The sequence below is a fragment of the Nonomuraea sp. IBHARD001 genome, assembly GCF_056106265.1.
On the sequence record NZ_JBWBBW010000001.1, the window covers coordinates 424,884 to 438,420 of the forward strand.

18 protein-coding genes and 1 pseudogene are annotated in these 13,537 nt (G+C 67.1%); 12 read left to right on the forward strand and 7 right to left on the reverse strand.

Annotated elements, in window-relative coordinates; translation table 11 throughout:
• Positions 1 to 167 precede the first annotated feature (167 nt).
• The gene (locus tag ACTWNK_RS01760) at positions 168 to 755 is read right to left on the reverse strand and encodes a hypothetical protein (RefSeq protein WP_474301706.1); all 588 of its coding nucleotides are present in this window, start codon (positions 753 to 755) and stop codon (positions 168 to 170) included.
• 179 nt (positions 756 to 934) lie between these two features.
• Between ACTWNK_RS01760 and ACTWNK_RS01765 the strand changes: the two genes are divergently transcribed.
• From ACTWNK_RS01765 to ACTWNK_RS01775, 3 genes are all read left to right on the forward strand, one after another.
• Positions 935 to 1,285, forward strand: a complete 351-nt coding sequence (locus ACTWNK_RS01765; RefSeq protein WP_474301763.1) for a lasso peptide biosynthesis B2 protein — start codon at positions 935 to 937, stop codon at positions 1,283 to 1,285.
• Positions 1,286 to 1,410: 125 nt separating this feature from the next.
• Positions 1,411 to 1,683, forward strand: a complete 273-nt coding sequence (locus ACTWNK_RS01770) for a protein-L-isoaspartate O-methyltransferase family protein (RefSeq protein WP_474301707.1) — start codon at positions 1,411 to 1,413, stop codon at positions 1,681 to 1,683.
• The gene (locus ACTWNK_RS01775) at positions 1,683 to 1,892 is read left to right on the forward strand and encodes a hypothetical protein (protein WP_474301708.1); all 210 of its coding nucleotides are present in this window, start codon (positions 1,683 to 1,685) and stop codon (positions 1,890 to 1,892) included. The genes ACTWNK_RS01770 and ACTWNK_RS01775 overlap by 1 nt, the downstream gene beginning before the upstream one ends.
• 180 nt (positions 1,893 to 2,072) lie before the next feature.
• Here ACTWNK_RS01775 and ACTWNK_RS01780 read toward each other — a convergent pair whose 3' ends face one another.
• From ACTWNK_RS01780 to ACTWNK_RS01795, 4 genes are all read right to left on the reverse strand, one after another.
• Positions 2,073 to 2,315, reverse strand: coding sequence for a hypothetical protein (locus ACTWNK_RS01780; protein ID WP_474301709.1), 243 nt, complete (start codon positions 2,313 to 2,315; stop codon positions 2,073 to 2,075).
• Between the two features lie 181 nt (positions 2,316 to 2,496).
• Positions 2,497 to 2,967 carry a cytidine/deoxycytidylate deaminase family protein gene (locus ACTWNK_RS01785; protein ID WP_474301710.1) on the reverse strand — a complete coding sequence of 157 codons (471 nt, stop codon included), beginning with the start codon at positions 2,965 to 2,967 and terminating at the stop codon, positions 2,497 to 2,499.
• Positions 2,964 to 3,644: a RibD family protein gene (locus ACTWNK_RS01790; protein WP_474301711.1), complete on the reverse strand. Its 681-nt coding sequence runs from the start codon at positions 3,642 to 3,644 to the stop codon at positions 2,964 to 2,966. Before ACTWNK_RS01790 ends, ACTWNK_RS01785 begins: the two co-directional genes overlap by 4 nt.
• Positions 3,641 to 5,080 (reverse strand): helix-turn-helix domain-containing protein, encoded by a 1,440-nt coding sequence (locus ACTWNK_RS01795; protein WP_474301712.1) that lies wholly within the window; start codon positions 5,078 to 5,080, stop codon positions 3,641 to 3,643. The genes ACTWNK_RS01790 and ACTWNK_RS01795 overlap by 4 nt, the downstream gene beginning before the upstream one ends.
• Before the next feature lie 236 nt (positions 5,081 to 5,316).
• On the opposite strand from ACTWNK_RS01795, the gene ACTWNK_RS01800 reads away from it, so the two are divergent.
• The 6 genes and pseudogenes from ACTWNK_RS01800 to ACTWNK_RS01825 form a co-directional block, all read left to right on the forward strand.
• Positions 5,317 to 6,270 carry an AAA family ATPase gene (locus tag ACTWNK_RS01800; RefSeq protein ID WP_474301713.1) on the forward strand — a complete coding sequence of 318 codons (954 nt, stop codon included), beginning with the start codon at positions 5,317 to 5,319 and terminating at the stop codon, positions 6,268 to 6,270.
• A 20-nt stretch (positions 6,271 to 6,290) separates the two neighbouring features.
• Positions 6,291 to 6,764 carry a hypothetical protein gene (locus tag ACTWNK_RS01805; RefSeq protein WP_474301714.1) on the forward strand — a complete coding sequence of 158 codons (474 nt, stop codon included), beginning with the start codon at positions 6,291 to 6,293 and terminating at the stop codon, positions 6,762 to 6,764.
• Between the two features lie 907 nt (positions 6,765 to 7,671).
• Positions 7,672 to 7,908 (forward strand): hypothetical protein, encoded by a 237-nt coding sequence (locus tag ACTWNK_RS01810; protein WP_474301715.1) that lies wholly within the window; start codon positions 7,672 to 7,674, stop codon positions 7,906 to 7,908.
• 61 nt (positions 7,909 to 7,969) lie between these two features.
• Positions 7,970 to 8,545, forward strand: coding sequence for an RNA polymerase sigma factor (locus ACTWNK_RS01815; protein WP_474301716.1), 576 nt, complete (start codon positions 7,970 to 7,972; stop codon positions 8,543 to 8,545).
• Positions 8,532 to 9,431, forward strand: coding sequence for a hypothetical protein (locus ACTWNK_RS01820; RefSeq protein ID WP_474301717.1), 900 nt, complete (start codon positions 8,532 to 8,534; stop codon positions 9,429 to 9,431). Before ACTWNK_RS01815 ends, ACTWNK_RS01820 begins: the two co-directional genes overlap by 14 nt.
• Before the next feature lie 483 nt (positions 9,432 to 9,914).
• Positions 9,915 to 10,205: pseudogene (locus tag ACTWNK_RS01825) on the forward strand (hypothetical protein); the annotation flags it as partial.
• 166 nt (positions 10,206 to 10,371) lie between these two features.
• Here ACTWNK_RS01825 and ACTWNK_RS01830 read toward each other — a convergent pair.
• A complete protein-coding gene (locus ACTWNK_RS01830; protein ID WP_474301768.1) occupies positions 10,372 to 10,575 on the reverse strand; it encodes a hypothetical protein in 204 nt (67 codons plus the stop codon).
• A 122-nt stretch (positions 10,576 to 10,697) separates the two neighbouring features.
• On the opposite strand from ACTWNK_RS01830, the gene ACTWNK_RS01835 reads away from it, so the two are divergent.
• From ACTWNK_RS01835 to ACTWNK_RS01845, 3 genes are all read left to right on the forward strand, one after another.
• On the forward strand, positions 10,698 to 11,258 hold the full coding sequence (locus ACTWNK_RS01835; RefSeq protein ID WP_474301718.1) for a nucleoside triphosphate pyrophosphohydrolase family protein: 561 nt from the start codon (positions 10,698 to 10,700) through the stop codon (positions 11,256 to 11,258).
• A 194-nt stretch (positions 11,259 to 11,452) separates the two neighbouring features.
• Positions 11,453 to 11,821, forward strand: a complete 369-nt coding sequence (locus tag ACTWNK_RS01840; RefSeq protein WP_474301719.1) for a class I SAM-dependent methyltransferase — start codon at positions 11,453 to 11,455, stop codon at positions 11,819 to 11,821.
• 296 nt (positions 11,822 to 12,117) lie between these two features.
• On the forward strand, positions 12,118 to 12,474 hold the full coding sequence (locus ACTWNK_RS01845) for an NUDIX hydrolase (protein WP_474301720.1): 357 nt from the start codon (positions 12,118 to 12,120) through the stop codon (positions 12,472 to 12,474).
• Positions 12,475 to 12,774: 300 nt separating this feature from the next.
• Here ACTWNK_RS01845 and ACTWNK_RS01850 read toward each other — a convergent pair whose 3' ends face one another.
• Positions 12,775 to 13,344: a DUF732 domain-containing protein gene (locus tag ACTWNK_RS01850; RefSeq protein WP_474301721.1), complete on the reverse strand. Its 570-nt coding sequence runs from the start codon at positions 13,342 to 13,344 to the stop codon at positions 12,775 to 12,777.
• Between the last annotated feature and the right edge of the window lie 193 nt (positions 13,345 to 13,537).

Here is a 13,537-nt window from a genome sequence, read left to right on the forward strand (position 1 = left end):
ACACCACCCCTACCTTGATCTCCGCCTACGGCGAATCGACTACCTCAGCATCCGCTGGTGTTCGGTGTTTGGTGCTTGACAGCTACATCCATGCACGGATGCAGCTGTCGTCAGGCATGGGATCCATCTCCGATTATGCAAGAGTGTTCTCAGCCAGTCTTCTCTGTTCACCACAGCCAGGCGCCTTCCGGAATACGAAATAGCGCCCGACGGCCAGCAAACCAATCGTGATCGATGAATCTGTTGGTGACGCGACCAATTAGCAGCAAATAGTCGTTGATTTCGGCTTGAGCTTTCTCGCCGGGAGTGAGTGCGACAGCATGGTCGGCGAACATGTCATCCAAGTCGCCCGGCAAGTTAGAGTCGCGCCCGTACTGCCCTCTACTCTCCCCATCACGCCAATAGGTGAGGCCCCGAACCCCGTCTTGATCGTATTCCAGAAAAAAGAGCTGGGAGCCGTTTGCGCTGAGCGGTTCCGGCACCACGCCGGGGCCACGCAGACCGACAATGTGCAGCCATCCTGGAGCGTGCCCACCTACCCAGATGACCTCGTCGGACGAGTCGGGATCGTGTCGGCGCCTGGCGGTTTGAAGGTCGCAATCCAGTCTACTGGACGGGTCGGCGCGCAGGATATTCGCTACGAGATCGACATCATTTCCTTCTACCCAGGTGCCAGCAAACCCTGCCGAAAAGCCATGCGAGCTTAGGAGCCCAAATTGATCGTCGACCGGAAAAGAGAGGACTGTATCAGACATTCTTGCATCCCTTTCTGTGTAGCCCACCGCCGCCCTGCAGAGCGGCGGTAGGCAGAGCTGTTACCAGACGGCTTTTGCTGTTAAGCAATCAGAAGTCAGAACCGATCACCCAAGTCTGCTATCGATATTTTGTGTAAAACTTGTTCAAGGCGACACTTTCCGCGACGTGCTCGACGCCGTTGCTGGCCACGTGCTCGCTGCGGGCCCTTGTCAGGCTGCCTTTTGCCAGACCTCAGTGCGTGCTCATGGCCGTGGGCCGCTGCTGCCGCCGCAACGCCACACCGGCTCAAGCCGAAATCGCCGCCACAGCATCCCGCCAGGCGGGATGCTGGATGCCCAGCAGATCAGCCTGTCTGGAGAACACCGTGGCCGCCATGCTGACTGCGGCGCTTCGGGGGCGGCGTGTGGAGGTGTGCACTGGGGCGCGCATGCAGCCCTACACCGCTCACGCTTGGATCGAGACCGCCGCCGGGCCTGCGGGCGAGTCCTGCCACCCCGACCGGCGCTATCACCTGCTCCTGCGAATCTGACCGCCGCACCTGACCACCCATCAGAGGGGACCCCACGTGGCCGTCGCACCGATCGTCAGCCCACACCTACAGCGCACCCTCGCACACGTTACTGAAACCCACACACGATCGAAAACGACGGCTCCATGCTTCCGCCGACCTCGGCTCCCGCCATCATCGCCACCATGATCGACCTGCTTCAGGTCGAGTCCGGCGACCATGTTTTGGAGATCGGGACCGGGTCAGGCTACTCCACTGCCTTGTTGTCCCACCTGGTAGGCACCACAGGCCGCGTCCCCTCGGTCGACATTGACCCTGCCCTCATCAGCCGGGCCGAGCGGCGTCTTCACACCGACGGCCGTACCAAGGTGACTCTGCTCGCAGGCGGCGGCACCAGCATCGCTTTGGGGCGACGCTGATGCACATCCCGCGCATGTGGCTGAGCCGCGCGGTACCCGGCGCGATCGTGGTGGTCCCGGTCGAGGTGACCCGTCCTCGTCAAGACCTTCCTCGCAGTCAGGGCACGCCGAGTGGCCGCACCGAGAAACTGACTGCCGACCACCTTCTGGAGGCCGGGTTTGTAGAGGCGACCGCCCGGGTGCTCGACCAGTGGATCCTCCCGCCCTGAGGCGTGGACGTCCTCACCCACGATAGTGAGGGTCACCCAGGGAGGCTGTCATCCAGCTGGCTTCGCACTGACAGCACCAGTACCGGCCAGCACCTTCTCCACCAACTGCAGGCTGGCAGTCGGATAGTGAGTGGGCCACTTGATGCCCAGGAGAATGCGGCTGACTTCTACGCCTTGCTCCTAGCCGCCCGGCCCGATGCCCTGACCACGGCCGCGCTCGGCGAGCCTGTGTGGCTCATCGGTGCCACCACCCCGGCTGGCGCTGCCTTCATCACTTCCCGCCAAGCCGACCAGCACGTCGCGGTCGGTGACGGCAGCGCCCAGGAACTGCTGAACACCTGGGCGACCGACTGGCGCATACACGACAGGCCTGGCCTCGATCAGGTTGGCGCCGTACAGAAGCCTGGAAACGATGGTTGGCACCTCCGCCCCACTCTGACACACAACGCAGGCGGCTCGGGGTGAGCGCCTGCTGTCCAGCCGACTGCGCTCGCCCATCGCGAGGCAGCGAGGGCGAGGTCACCGACACTGATCCCCCCAGCAGGCTCCCCGCCCAGCCCACAGGGCGTGTTCGATGACATGCTGGTCGCCAAGCGCGCCGGGTTCATGCATCAGGACGACGGTTTGGGCGTGTCAGGTGCTTGTTGGCTGCTTCGACCAGCGGGGCCAGGGCCGGGAGTTCGGTGACGGTGACGCCTGCGGCTGCCAGGTCCTCGGCCCCGCGGCAGTCGGCCACGAGCAGCGCCGGTTCTCTCCAGGCGAAGACCACCCGGGCCAGGCCGGAGGCGATGATGAGCTGGGTACAGGTGAGCGGCCGGGAGGCGCGGACGGTGCAGGGTTCCAGCGAGGTGTAGATCGTGGCCGAGCGCAGGCGCGGGTCGTTGGTGTCGAGCTTGGCCAGAGCGGCTTCTTCGGCGTGGACGTGCTCGTCGCTCTCGCGTGAGTAGCCGGTGGCGAGTTGCCTCCCGTGGTCGTCGACGACGATGGCTCCCACGGAGAAGGCCGTGTGCGAAGGGGGGCACCGGTGCGACAGGGTGATGGCGGCTTCCAGCCAGGACCGCTCCTGCGTGCTCACGCCTGTGCGCGGGCGGTGTAGCGGATCAGGACGATGTCTCCGATCTGGCGGGTTTCGGCCACAACCATCCTCCTGCCAGGGCCTTGCGGGAAGACGCCCGCGTTCACGAAGCGGGGTGCACCGGGGTCGCCGACGAAGAAGGGGGCGATGGCGAGGTGGATCTCGTCGGCGAGGTCGTGGGTGAGGAATTGGGTGTGGACGGTGGTGCCGCCTTCGACCATGAGCTGGGTGACGCCGCGTTTTGCGAGGTCGTCCAGCAGGTGGGGCAAAGAGAGGGGCTGGCCTGCGTCGACGACGTCGGCCAGGCCGTCGAATGTGCTGCGGGTTGAGGCGTGGGCGGCGGTAGTGGTGTAGATGATCTTTTGTCCGCCGGTGTGGAAGAACTTCGCCGCGGGGTCGAGCGGGCCGCCGGAGGTGAGGGTCACCTTGATCGGGTAGGGGGGCAGGCCGTGGCTTTCGCGTTCGGCGCGCAGGTGCTCGGAGTTGACGAGCAGGCGGGGGTTGTCTCGCCGGATGGTGTTGGCGCCGATCAGGATGGCGTCGCTGTCGGCGCGGACTTCGTCGACGCGGGCGAAGTCGGTGGCGTTGGACAACAGCAGCCGGTCGGGGCTGGTGTCGTCGATGCATCCATCGATGGACATCGCGACGCTGAGCAGGACGTGGGGGCGGACGGTCATGCTGGTGGTGTTCCGTTCTGCCGGGGAGCGTCGGCGCTCACGTGGGTGAGTTCGGCGGTGAAGGCGCGCACCTGGGGGGTGCTCTGCCACGGGGCGAGCGTTTCCCGCAGCGGGGTCAGTTCGGCGAGGATGCGTGCTGATCGGGTGTCACGGGCGATGGTGAGCGCGGCGCTGGCGGTACGCGCGGCCTGCTCGGGGTCGCCGTTGAGTGCCTGTGATCTGGCCATGCGCCCCAGGTACAGGCCGCGGTCGCGAGCGAACTCCCCCGGCCATCCGTTCAGGGCGTGCTGGTAGGCCTCGACGGCCTTGCCGTGCTGGCCGAGGCAGGCCCATCCTCTGGCCTCATGGATGGCGATGTAGGCGGTGGTGCACCACGGCGCCCATTCCCCCGGCGCCGCAGGTGGTGCGTGGCCGGTGAGGTCACGGGCTTGTGCGATGGAGCGACTGAAGGCGCTCTCGTCGCCGTGCAGGGCGTGACCGCAGGCCTCGGCCTGCACGGCGGCGGCTCGTACTCGGGCAGTGAGACCGCTGCGCCGCTGGGCTGCCTGAGCGCGCGCGATGGCCGCAGGCGTGTCGCCCGTCTCGGCGGCCCGCTGGGACTGGCGCATGAGAATGTAGGCGATCAGCAGCTCGTTGTCGGCCTCGTGAGCCCACAGCAGCGCATGGTTGATCCACTGCTGGCCTGAGGCACGGTCGCCGAGGTCGTCGCTGAGCCAGCCGATGAACTCGGCGTAGGCGGCCTGCAGGTCCACCACAGCCGCTCGTGCGGCGCAGGCGGAGGTGCGGGCGAGTTCGCGAAGCAGGCCCACCTGGTGAGCAGCTGCGGGCAGGACGGCGCTGGCGCCCAGGATGTTGTCCTGATCGGCGAGGACGGCTCGCAGGCGGCGCATGTTGCCCAGCACGTCGGCGAGGTGACCATCTGCGGGAAAGGCCACGGCGGTGCCCGCCTGTGCCTGGTCGTGGCCTAACCACGCCGTCGTGGACAACAGGCCGGTGAGCGCGGCCAGAAGTGTTCTGCGGTCTATCGACATCGCCGCCATTTCCCACAGCCCGGCCGGAAACACAAGCCTATCGAAGGAGATCTGAGCGAAGGTCGCGCGGTCCGGCTCTCTGGTGAGGCCTGACGGCTGGCTGGCGATGATGGGCGCCCCGTCGACCCGGGTGGGGTGCGCGTTCGCCTGTGAGGTGTCGCGGAAGAGGGTCTCGGCTGGCACGTTCAGGGCGCGGGCCAGGAGGACTTTACTCATGCCCCGGGGCTCGTGGGTGCCCGCTTCCCACTGGCGGATGGAGCGCAGCAGGCTGGCTTGCTGTGGCAAACGCGTGTCGGGGCCGGCGACCTTGCGTATCCGGGCGGCCAGATCTTTCGGGGTCAGGGCAATGGCCTCCCGGGCGGCGCGAAGCCGCAGCGCCCACGATGGAAGGTGCTGCTCGTTCATGGGCACCCAGTTCCTGGAGGGGGAGAACAAGGAAGAAGGATTCTTCCCTGCTTTCTGTATCAGGGTCACGCGTTTGGCCTCGGCGGGCCAGATCGCTGGCGTCCCCATGGCGGCACGGCCTGGGTACGACGCGGGCAGTTTCGGCTGCGACCCTCTGCAGGTGAGCTTTCGTTCTGTTCGACGGCGCATGTTTGCTGAGAAGGACAGCTATGAGAGATGTGGTCCTTGGAGGTTGGATGCTGGTCAAGCCTGCGCAGGTGTTCGGTCGGGAGTTTGAGTGGCGCCATCTGGCGGCGTTCGCCGACCGGCAGGCACAGGGGCCGCAGCTGGGGGTGGTCAGCGGTCGGCTGCGGGTGGGGAAGACGTTCCTGCTCGAGGGCCTGGCGCATGAGGCCGGGGGCTTCTATTTCAGTGCAACGGAGGCGACGGAGACCGAATCTCTGCTGTTGTTCGCCGAGGCGCTGACGGCGTATGTGGACGCGCCGACTCCGTTGCGGTTCGCGAGCTGGGACGAGGCGATCGTGCACGTGTTCTCGGTGGCGGCTCAGCACTCTGGCCCGGTGGTCATTGATGAGTTCCCCTACTTGTGCACGGTGTCTCCTGCGCTGCCGTCGATCCTGCAGCGGGAGATAGACCGGGGAATCTGGCGGAAGGTTTCGGTGAAGCTGCTGCTGTGCGGGTCGGCCATGTCAGTCATGGGCGGGCTGCTCGCAGGCGCGGCTCCCCTGCGCGGACGGGCCAACCTCGAACTCGTCGTGCGGCCTTTCGACTACCGCATGGCGGCCGGGTTCTGGGGGGTCGGCGACCACGCCTTGGCCGCCCGCCTTCACGCGGTTGTCGGCGGACGCCCGCCTATCGCCGCTTTGTCAACGACGATGCTCCGCACAGCCTCGGCGACTTCGACGACTGGGTGCTGCGCACCGTGCTGGACCCTGGAACTCCGCTGTTTCGCGAAGCCCGTTACCTCCTGGATGAGGAGACCGAAGCCCGCGACCCCGGCCTGTTTCACTCTGTCCTGTCCGCCGTCGCACACGGGCGTTCCTCACGCGGTGGGATCGCCGATTACATCGGCAGGAAGAGCACCGACATCGGCCACCCACTCACGGTCCTGGAAGACTGCGGCCTGTTGCGTCGTGAGCCTGACCTCTTCCACGCCGGCCGATCCCACTACCGTATCGCCGAACCGCTGATCACCTTCTACCAGGTCGTCATGCGGCCTCAGTGGGGCCTGCTCGAAAGCGGCCGTGCGGGCCTCGTCTGGAACGCTGCCAAGTCTCGCTTCGCCTCACAAGTCCTCGGCCCCCACTTCGAGCAGCTTTGCCGCCAATTCGCCGAAACCGATCAGGCCACCACGCTGTGGGGTGATCTACCCGCTGAGATCGGCTCTGGGATTCTCATCGATCACCGCAACCGCACCAAGCTCGAGCTCGACATCGTCGTCCTTGCCCAGCCCGACAGCGGTGAACGCCGCCGTGTCCTTTCCATTGGCGAAGCCACGTGGGGCAAAACCATGGGACCTGCCGACGTGACCCGCCTCGCCAGAGCCCGTGACGTGCTCACCGAACGCGGCTACGACACCACCGACACCAAGCTCGCCTGCTACAGCGCCGCCGGCTTCACCTCCGACCTCGCCAAGGACTCTGATTCCGTCCTCGCCATCGACCTCACCACCCTCTATTCCTAGTGCTGCCACCCTCTCTTCGGGGATCAACAGCCGAGCAACCCGGCGAGCAGCCCTCACGCTCGACGCCCCGGACACTCCGCAAGGAGTGAGTCCGGTGGCAAGCAGGTTCCTGGAGCAGCATGGCGTGGCTCCCGCGCCCGGGTGCGCGCTCTGGTCGCAGTCGGTCCCGGTACGCAGCGGCGCTGCGGTACCTGGATGGGTGGCTGTGGTCAGAGGCCTGCCCCTCTTCTTGGTAAGGAGGCAGGTGAGCGGGGAGACGGCGAAGGCACGACCTCCTCCCCCAGGCGCGAGCGCGCATGCGGGTGACAGTGTGCGCGCAGGCTAGATGGGCAGCCGAAACACCTTCGCTCATCGGGCTGCATGCCCGGGCACATGCTGGCACTGACTGCCCCCCTTGTCCCGCATACCCGGCTTGTCAGGCCGCAGGCAGGTGCTCGCAGTGTCGCGCGAGCACCTGCCTCCCGCACGGGGGCGGTGAGACAGCATGTGCACATTCCATCATCACCAAACGATTAAACGTGCGCTTTGAACTGCACGAGCGAATATCGAACCCATAGCGGACAAAAACTACATACAAACCGCCGGGGCAGTTTCGACCACCCACCGGCCACTGTTGCCATCCATGCTTGTCCACCCGATTTCACAACAAAAGGCGAGAGCTCGCCCCAAGCCGCCGAAAGACTTTCACATCAGGAGTCGACCATTCGGCCAGCCCATTGAATTTCGTTCTGTTGGAGCCCCAACTAATGATCGCCGCAGGTGAAGCGGCCGAAGTACGACAAGAGAAAGAAAATCCTCACCCCACCTTCCCGATCATGACCCTTTTTGGCCACTTAAGGACAGAGCACCGCCTCTGGTGCCCACCTCGGCTGCCGAGACTCCGCGCCCACCTGAAAGGAACCGATGCATGGATGGGCCCACTCTCGCGGTACTGCTGACCGCAGCACTGAGTGCGCTTACCACCATTTGCGGCATGAGCCTGCGCGGGCGCACCACCCGCCAGCGCTCCCGCGAGCAAGCCCGGCGTGACCACCTGAGACGCCTGCCGCCTGGCAGCCGCCTCATCGACATGGGTGAGCGCGGCATGGTGGTGGAGGTCGGTCATACCGGCAGGTCGACAGAAACAGCCAGCGATGCCCGTTGATGACCAAGCGGCGCGGTCGCTGCACTCCAGCCCATCCTCCGACACGCACACTTTGGACGCGGTGAACGCCAACCAGGCGCGTCAAGCCTTCGTCGAGCTCTACGACAGCGAACTGCCGGCCCTTGTTCGCTTTCTGGTCCTCAGCTCGCCGGACGTCACTCAACAGCAAGCAGAGGACGCGGCCCAAGACGCCTTCTTGCAGCTGTGGAAACTGACCGCCGACCCTCTCCAGTGGGCCCAGGTCGGTCAGCCCTCCGGGTGGCTGCGCGCTGTTGCGCTCAAGAACCTGCGGCGGCCGCCGGGGCCGCGCCAGAGAGTGCGCGCAGTCTGCGTGGCCTACCCTCCCGAACTCTCGCCGGTTGACGACGCCTACGCCCACCGCGGCGACCACGACGATCACGCCGAACGCGTGGCCGAGGAGTTGGCCGTCAGAGCCTGCCTTTCCGCGCTGCCCGAACACGAGCGATTGGTTCTCCTCTGGCAACTGGAAGGCTTCAGCGCGGTGGAGACCGCAGCGCGCCTGGGAATGTCGGACCAGAAAGTGCGTGACCTGCTGAAGAAGGCCCGCAAGGCTCTCAAGCGTCGCCTTCACGATTCCCGCCAGCTACCGGGAGGGACCGGCCATGACCACTCCTGACGACAACCTTCCCGACGTTCCGCCACCTCCCGACGCCGCGCTGCTCTGCGGTCATCTGCGCCAGCAGGAGCTGCCCACATGGTCTGCCCTGCCGCAGCAGTGGCCGGACGAGCTCGGCGACGAGGAACTCGATGCGATGCTGACCAGGGTGAGCGACAGGCTCCTGCAGCGCATTCGCAACAGTCTCGACACCAGCGCCGGCCTGATGGGCATCATGGGTGGCTTCTGCGAGGAGCCGGACTCCCCCGGCGAGCTGCAGTCGTCGCACGATCCAGCACTGGCGCGGATGCTGGCCGTGGTTCGCGCCCGCCTGCGAGCCCGCGACCTGTATGTGTGCTTGGGGCTGCAGCCGATGACGTCACACGGCCACCATGAGGCTCTTCACCTCGTCGCGGCCCTGACCCGGGAGTTGGCCGTGGCCTACGACCTGGCCAACGAGCACGCGGTTGACTTCGCCCACACCGTGGCGGCGATCTTGGACGCCGGGGTCGGGTTCGCAAGCCTGGCGACCACAGGCGCCCTCGGCTCCACCCTGGCCAGAGACCACCACATGGCCCACACCCTCGTTCACGCCCGTGACATCTCCTACAAGGTCACGACCGCACTCCTGGAGGACCGCGATCGCCCCCGCGCCTACAGCATCACCCGCACATTACGCGGCGAACTCGACGACATCCAGATCGACCTGTCGGGCGCTGACCTGTCCGAACTGCCCATTGCCGGGCCTGATGATCTCGACGCCTTGGGCGGTGCCCTGTGGGATGAGGCGACGATCTGGCCCGTAGCCGTCGGCCAGCACATCCGTACCCGCTCCAGAGAGGTACGTGACGGCTTGTATGAGATCGGGCGCGGAACCGAACGCGACCCTGCTCTGGCGCACTGCTAGCCGCAGGGCGCATGGCACCCAAAGGCGAACACGTGGCTGCCACTCGCGTGGGAACCCTGTCTCGGCCGCCGCCCGGTCTTTCCTCCCAGGCTGCGCCGCCGGCTTCCTGCTCGGCGTGGGCAACGGGCGGGTCCGACAAGCGCGCTTACCGACCTCCTGCGGCCGGGGCGCGGCGGGCGCGCTCACCTATGCCAGGCCCAGCGGGTGCGTTGCTGAGCCTGGCGGCACATCGCAGATCCGGAGGGAGGACGGTCCGCCTGTCGGGCCCCTCCCCCGGCTTCACCAGCGATTCGGCCCAAGGAGCCTCTGATCACCTTGCTGCCCTCCACACCTTGCCGATAAAGCTCGCCGGGATCGCCCACGCCTCGACCGTCCGGTTCCGCGACCGCGACGCCGCCCGCGCCGTCCTCGACGCCGGGCACACCGGCACCGAGATCACCGCCCTGTACACCGCCCTCACCGCCCTCACCGGCCTCCTGGCCCGTGCACGTTCGCGACCTGGAGACCCGCCTCACCGCCGCCGGGGCGCCGGTCGCGGCGGCGCGCCTCGCCCTGAAGACCGCGTGGGAGAACAGCCTGGTCGCCTGTCGCAACACCTGCAGCGGCTGGAACCGCGAACATCGCGAGTTCGCCCTCGCCGCCCACGTCCCCGGCCTAACCATGGACCACAACCGCGACACCGCGATCGGCGCGCTCGTCACCGGCAACCTCGACCGGTACGGGCCCGCCATCCGCGACGCCGCCTGGTGGTCCGGCCTACCCGTCGGCGACATCGCCCGCGCCTTCATCTCCAGCGGCCAGCCCTCATCGCCGTCGCCACCCCCTGGGCAGCCGAGGCGGCCTCCATGTTCGCCGACCAGTGGGAGGCATGCCGCGCACCTGCGCCCGTCCCGGCCGGCGTCCAACTCCTCGCCCACGAGAACACCGCCCCCAAGACCTACTACCAGACCTGCGGCCGCTCCCTCACCGACCTCGCGCCCCGGGCGGTGTTCAACCAGATCGGCGAGGTCAACCCCACGATCATCGCCGACGGCACAGTCGTCGGCACCTGGAGCTGGGACTCCGGCCAGCGCGCCGCCGTCCCCGCCCAGCGCCGCGAGGCGAAAGCCGCCGCCGACCAGTTCACCGACGCCTTGCGCCTCACCTGGGCGCCGCAGCCCGGCCGAGGCGAGCGGGCAGCTGACCTTGACCGGCCTCCTGGAATAGCCGGTCTCGCTACCGACTGGCTGCTACCGTCGGCAATCTCTCCGGCCCCAGGAGCCCGACATGCAGCCCCTCGCCACGACCGCGTCCCTCGCCAACGTCCAGGACTACGTCGCCACGATGGAGGTCGAACGGGGACTGGACGGCCAGGACGCCCCGTCCCAGTGCCTCAAGCTCACCGAAGAGGTCAGCGAACTCAGCACCGCCGCCCTGCACGAGCCCAGCGAGATCCCCGGCGAGGTCACCGACGTCCTCATCCTCCTCACCTCCATCGCCAACCGGGCCGACATCGACCTCACCGCCGCCATCGCCCGCCGATCCGGACACCACGACGCCGTCACCCTGCCCACTCTTCCCGGCCATGCCGCCGCCACCGGCCGCTACACCGGACTCGGCGTCGCCGACCTTGCCCACCGCGCCCACATCCAGACCGGCGAGATCTGCCGCGCCGTCCGCAAACTCCAGGGCAACCCCGCCGACCCCGTCGGCCGCACCGTGAACCTAGCCGACGCGGCTGCCGACCTGTTCCTCACTGTCGGCGCCATCGCCGCCGCCGCCTCTTGCGACCTCGCCGACGCCTGGCGCGCCAAGGAACACATCAACAACACCCGCACCTGGCAGTAACCCTCTCTCGGCCGCCAGCCGTCGTTCCCCCTGAATCTCCTACGCCTCTTCTCCCCCGCCGATACAGCGCATCGCCCCACGCAGCCTCGGGCCGCACGAACACCGCACCGTCTTGGGAAGCGATGGACAGCGGCGCCGCTGGCAGCTGAAACGCCGAATACGCGCGCGGAACCCGCTACCACGGCGATCCGCCCGTGCCATTCGTCGACGACACCCTCGCCGCCGCCCGCACCGCCGAGATCGACCGCAGTCTGTACATCGGGTGCGGGAACGGCCGCAACTACATCCCGCTCCTGGACGGCGGACTCGACCTCGTCGGCCTCGACATCTCCGACGCCGCCATCAAGCAGCTCGCCGACCGGCACCCCGATCTCCCGACCGGCTCATCGTCGGCGACACCGCCCCCTCTCCCCACTGGCAGCACCTACCCGCTCGTGATCGGGCTCCAGGCCTTCCAGCACGGCGACCGGACCACCGCCCACGCCGCCATCCGCACCGCCCAAGACCTCCTCGCGCCCAGCGGACTCATCGCCATCCGCGGCAACTCCCCCTCACCGACCTGATCTGGCCCGACCAACCTCACCGAAGTCCCCGAACGTGCCCGCGGCCTCACCGTCCGCTACAACGCCGGACCGAAAGAGGGGGCCTTCGCGTCGACTTCTTCGGCAAGGCAGAGCTCACCGACCTGTTCCCAGGCTTCGAGACCGTCCTCCCGCTGCGGTAAGCCCGCATGGGCTGGCCCCATGCCCGGAGCGTGGGTCCAACTACGAAGCCTGCTGGTGGCGCTGCAAAACACGTCCCTGGGCCGCGCGAACAGAGCAGTATCCGTCGTCAGAGGATCCCGGTGGGATCCGGGGTCGTGGATCTCCAGGCAGGCCTGGCTTGCTCGCACTACGGTCGAGTGGGGCCCGACGAGGAATGCGAGGGCGGCAGCGTCGGCTGCTACCTGTTCGACGACCAGCGCCGTATGCTTCTCATCCAGCGCGCGAACGACCGTGACCGCGCACCGCACTCCGGGCACCCCGGCATCCACGGATCCCTGGAACAGGTGGTCATCACCGAATCGCGCGGAGAGGCTGGCGTCACCGCCCACCGGATGCGCTGGCTCCGCACCGGCTTGCGGACCCCGAACGCGTGCAGCCGTAGCGTCGGGACGGGCGGCCACACCTGGGCGCTACCCTCATCGGGCCCGGTGACGAAAGCAGCCCGGTCGTGATCGTCCCACTCCCCCAAAATGATCATCCACTCGTCGCCAGTCAGCCATGCGCGTGGATTGTTTTCCTGGGTACTGAACAGCTGACAGGGGCAACGCTCGACCGTATCCAAGCCGTCCATGTTCGCCCAGGAATCCCCATGCTGAACACGGCCCACAGCTCCCTGCCGCCGTAGGCATCCCGAGTGCCTTCCCCAACCGAGCCGCCCATGCGTCGAGTCCGCAACGACACCCCACTAGCCAGCTCGGCCTCGAACTGCATGGCGCCCGGCCGCCGACCTACTCATCCGGCCCGTTGGGCAACTAGTCGATGTGGCGCGGGCACAATCCGACAATGGCTGCGCCAGCCATGAAGGCGCTGTCCTGCACTGCGATGGCCGGATCCCCCATGGTCACGCTGAACAGCCCCTCCCCAGCGTCGAAGCGTGAGCACATCCACTGTCCACGCCGTAGCAGCTCGGCGGTCTCCATTCCCTGGAAGGCTCTTCGGTGCTGCACTGCGGCGAGGAACAGCAGCGTCGCGTCCTGATACTGATCCTTCTTGATCTCCCCTTCCCCACCGTCGCCGGACCAAGAGGAGAGTGCCGCTGGCCCAGCAAACGGAGACAGTCGGCGCTCTGCCCTGGATGACGGCGAGCGCTGAGCAGAACCGCACCTCCAACGACCATGAGAGCGACGGCCCCTGCCTCCGCCTCGCCTGGGGAGAAGGCTGATGACGGAGCACGGATCGCACCATACGCTGCACATCACGACACCGCCCCGGCTTGCCTGCTCCTCGGGCCACCAAGGAGACAGTCTCTGCCTTGCTTGACCTTCTGGGTGGCCACGCGATGCAGACCGGGTTCCCGTATGCGGCTTCCTTGGCGGCCACATCCAGATATGACACGCCCCTTCAGCTCGGTCGCCCGACCTACACTCCGCAGGACGAGTCAGGAGCAGATGGTGCGACCGGTGAGCGGTAGGAACAACATCCACGCGCGAGGCCAACAAAGGAAGTAATGAACAACCCCACCCACATCAGGTAAGGGCGCAGTTCCCCCTCGCGCGGATGCGGGGTGGAGAGAGG

What these genes read in the sequence shown, in the direction of transcription:
- ACTWNK_RS01810 (WP_474301715.1), top strand. Translation starts at nt 7,672, where the DNA reads ATGGATGGGCCCACTCTCGCGGTACTGCTGACCGCAGCACTGAGTGCG.
- ACTWNK_RS01770 (WP_474301707.1), top strand. Translation starts at nt 1,411, where the DNA reads ATGCTTCCGCCGACCTCGGCTCCCGCCATCATCGCCACCATGATCGAC.
- ACTWNK_RS01850 (WP_474301721.1), bottom strand. Translation starts at nt 13,344, where the DNA reads ATGTGGCCGCCAAGGAAGCCGCATACGGGAACCCGGTCTGCATCGCGT.
- ACTWNK_RS01775 (WP_474301708.1), top strand. Translation starts at nt 1,683, where the DNA reads ATGCACATCCCGCGCATGTGGCTGAGCCGCGCGGTACCCGGCGCGATC.
- ACTWNK_RS01805 (WP_474301714.1), top strand. Translation starts at nt 6,291, where the DNA reads ATGCGGCCTCAGTGGGGCCTGCTCGAAAGCGGCCGTGCGGGCCTCGTC.
- ACTWNK_RS01795 (WP_474301712.1), bottom strand. Translation starts at nt 5,080, where the DNA reads ATGAACGAGCAGCACCTTCCATCGTGGGCGCTGCGGCTTCGCGCCGCC.
- ACTWNK_RS01800 (WP_474301713.1), top strand. Translation starts at nt 5,317, where the DNA reads ATGCTGGTCAAGCCTGCGCAGGTGTTCGGTCGGGAGTTTGAGTGGCGC.
- ACTWNK_RS01790 (WP_474301711.1), bottom strand. Translation starts at nt 3,644, where the DNA reads ATGACCGTCCGCCCCCACGTCCTGCTCAGCGTCGCGATGTCCATCGAT.
- ACTWNK_RS01760 (WP_474301706.1), bottom strand. Translation starts at nt 755, where the DNA reads ATGTCTGATACAGTCCTCTCTTTTCCGGTCGACGATCAATTTGGGCTC.
- ACTWNK_RS01820 (WP_474301717.1), top strand. Translation starts at nt 8,532, where the DNA reads ATGACCACTCCTGACGACAACCTTCCCGACGTTCCGCCACCTCCCGAC.
- ACTWNK_RS01835 (WP_474301718.1), top strand. Translation starts at nt 10,698, where the DNA reads ATGCAGCCCCTCGCCACGACCGCGTCCCTCGCCAACGTCCAGGACTAC.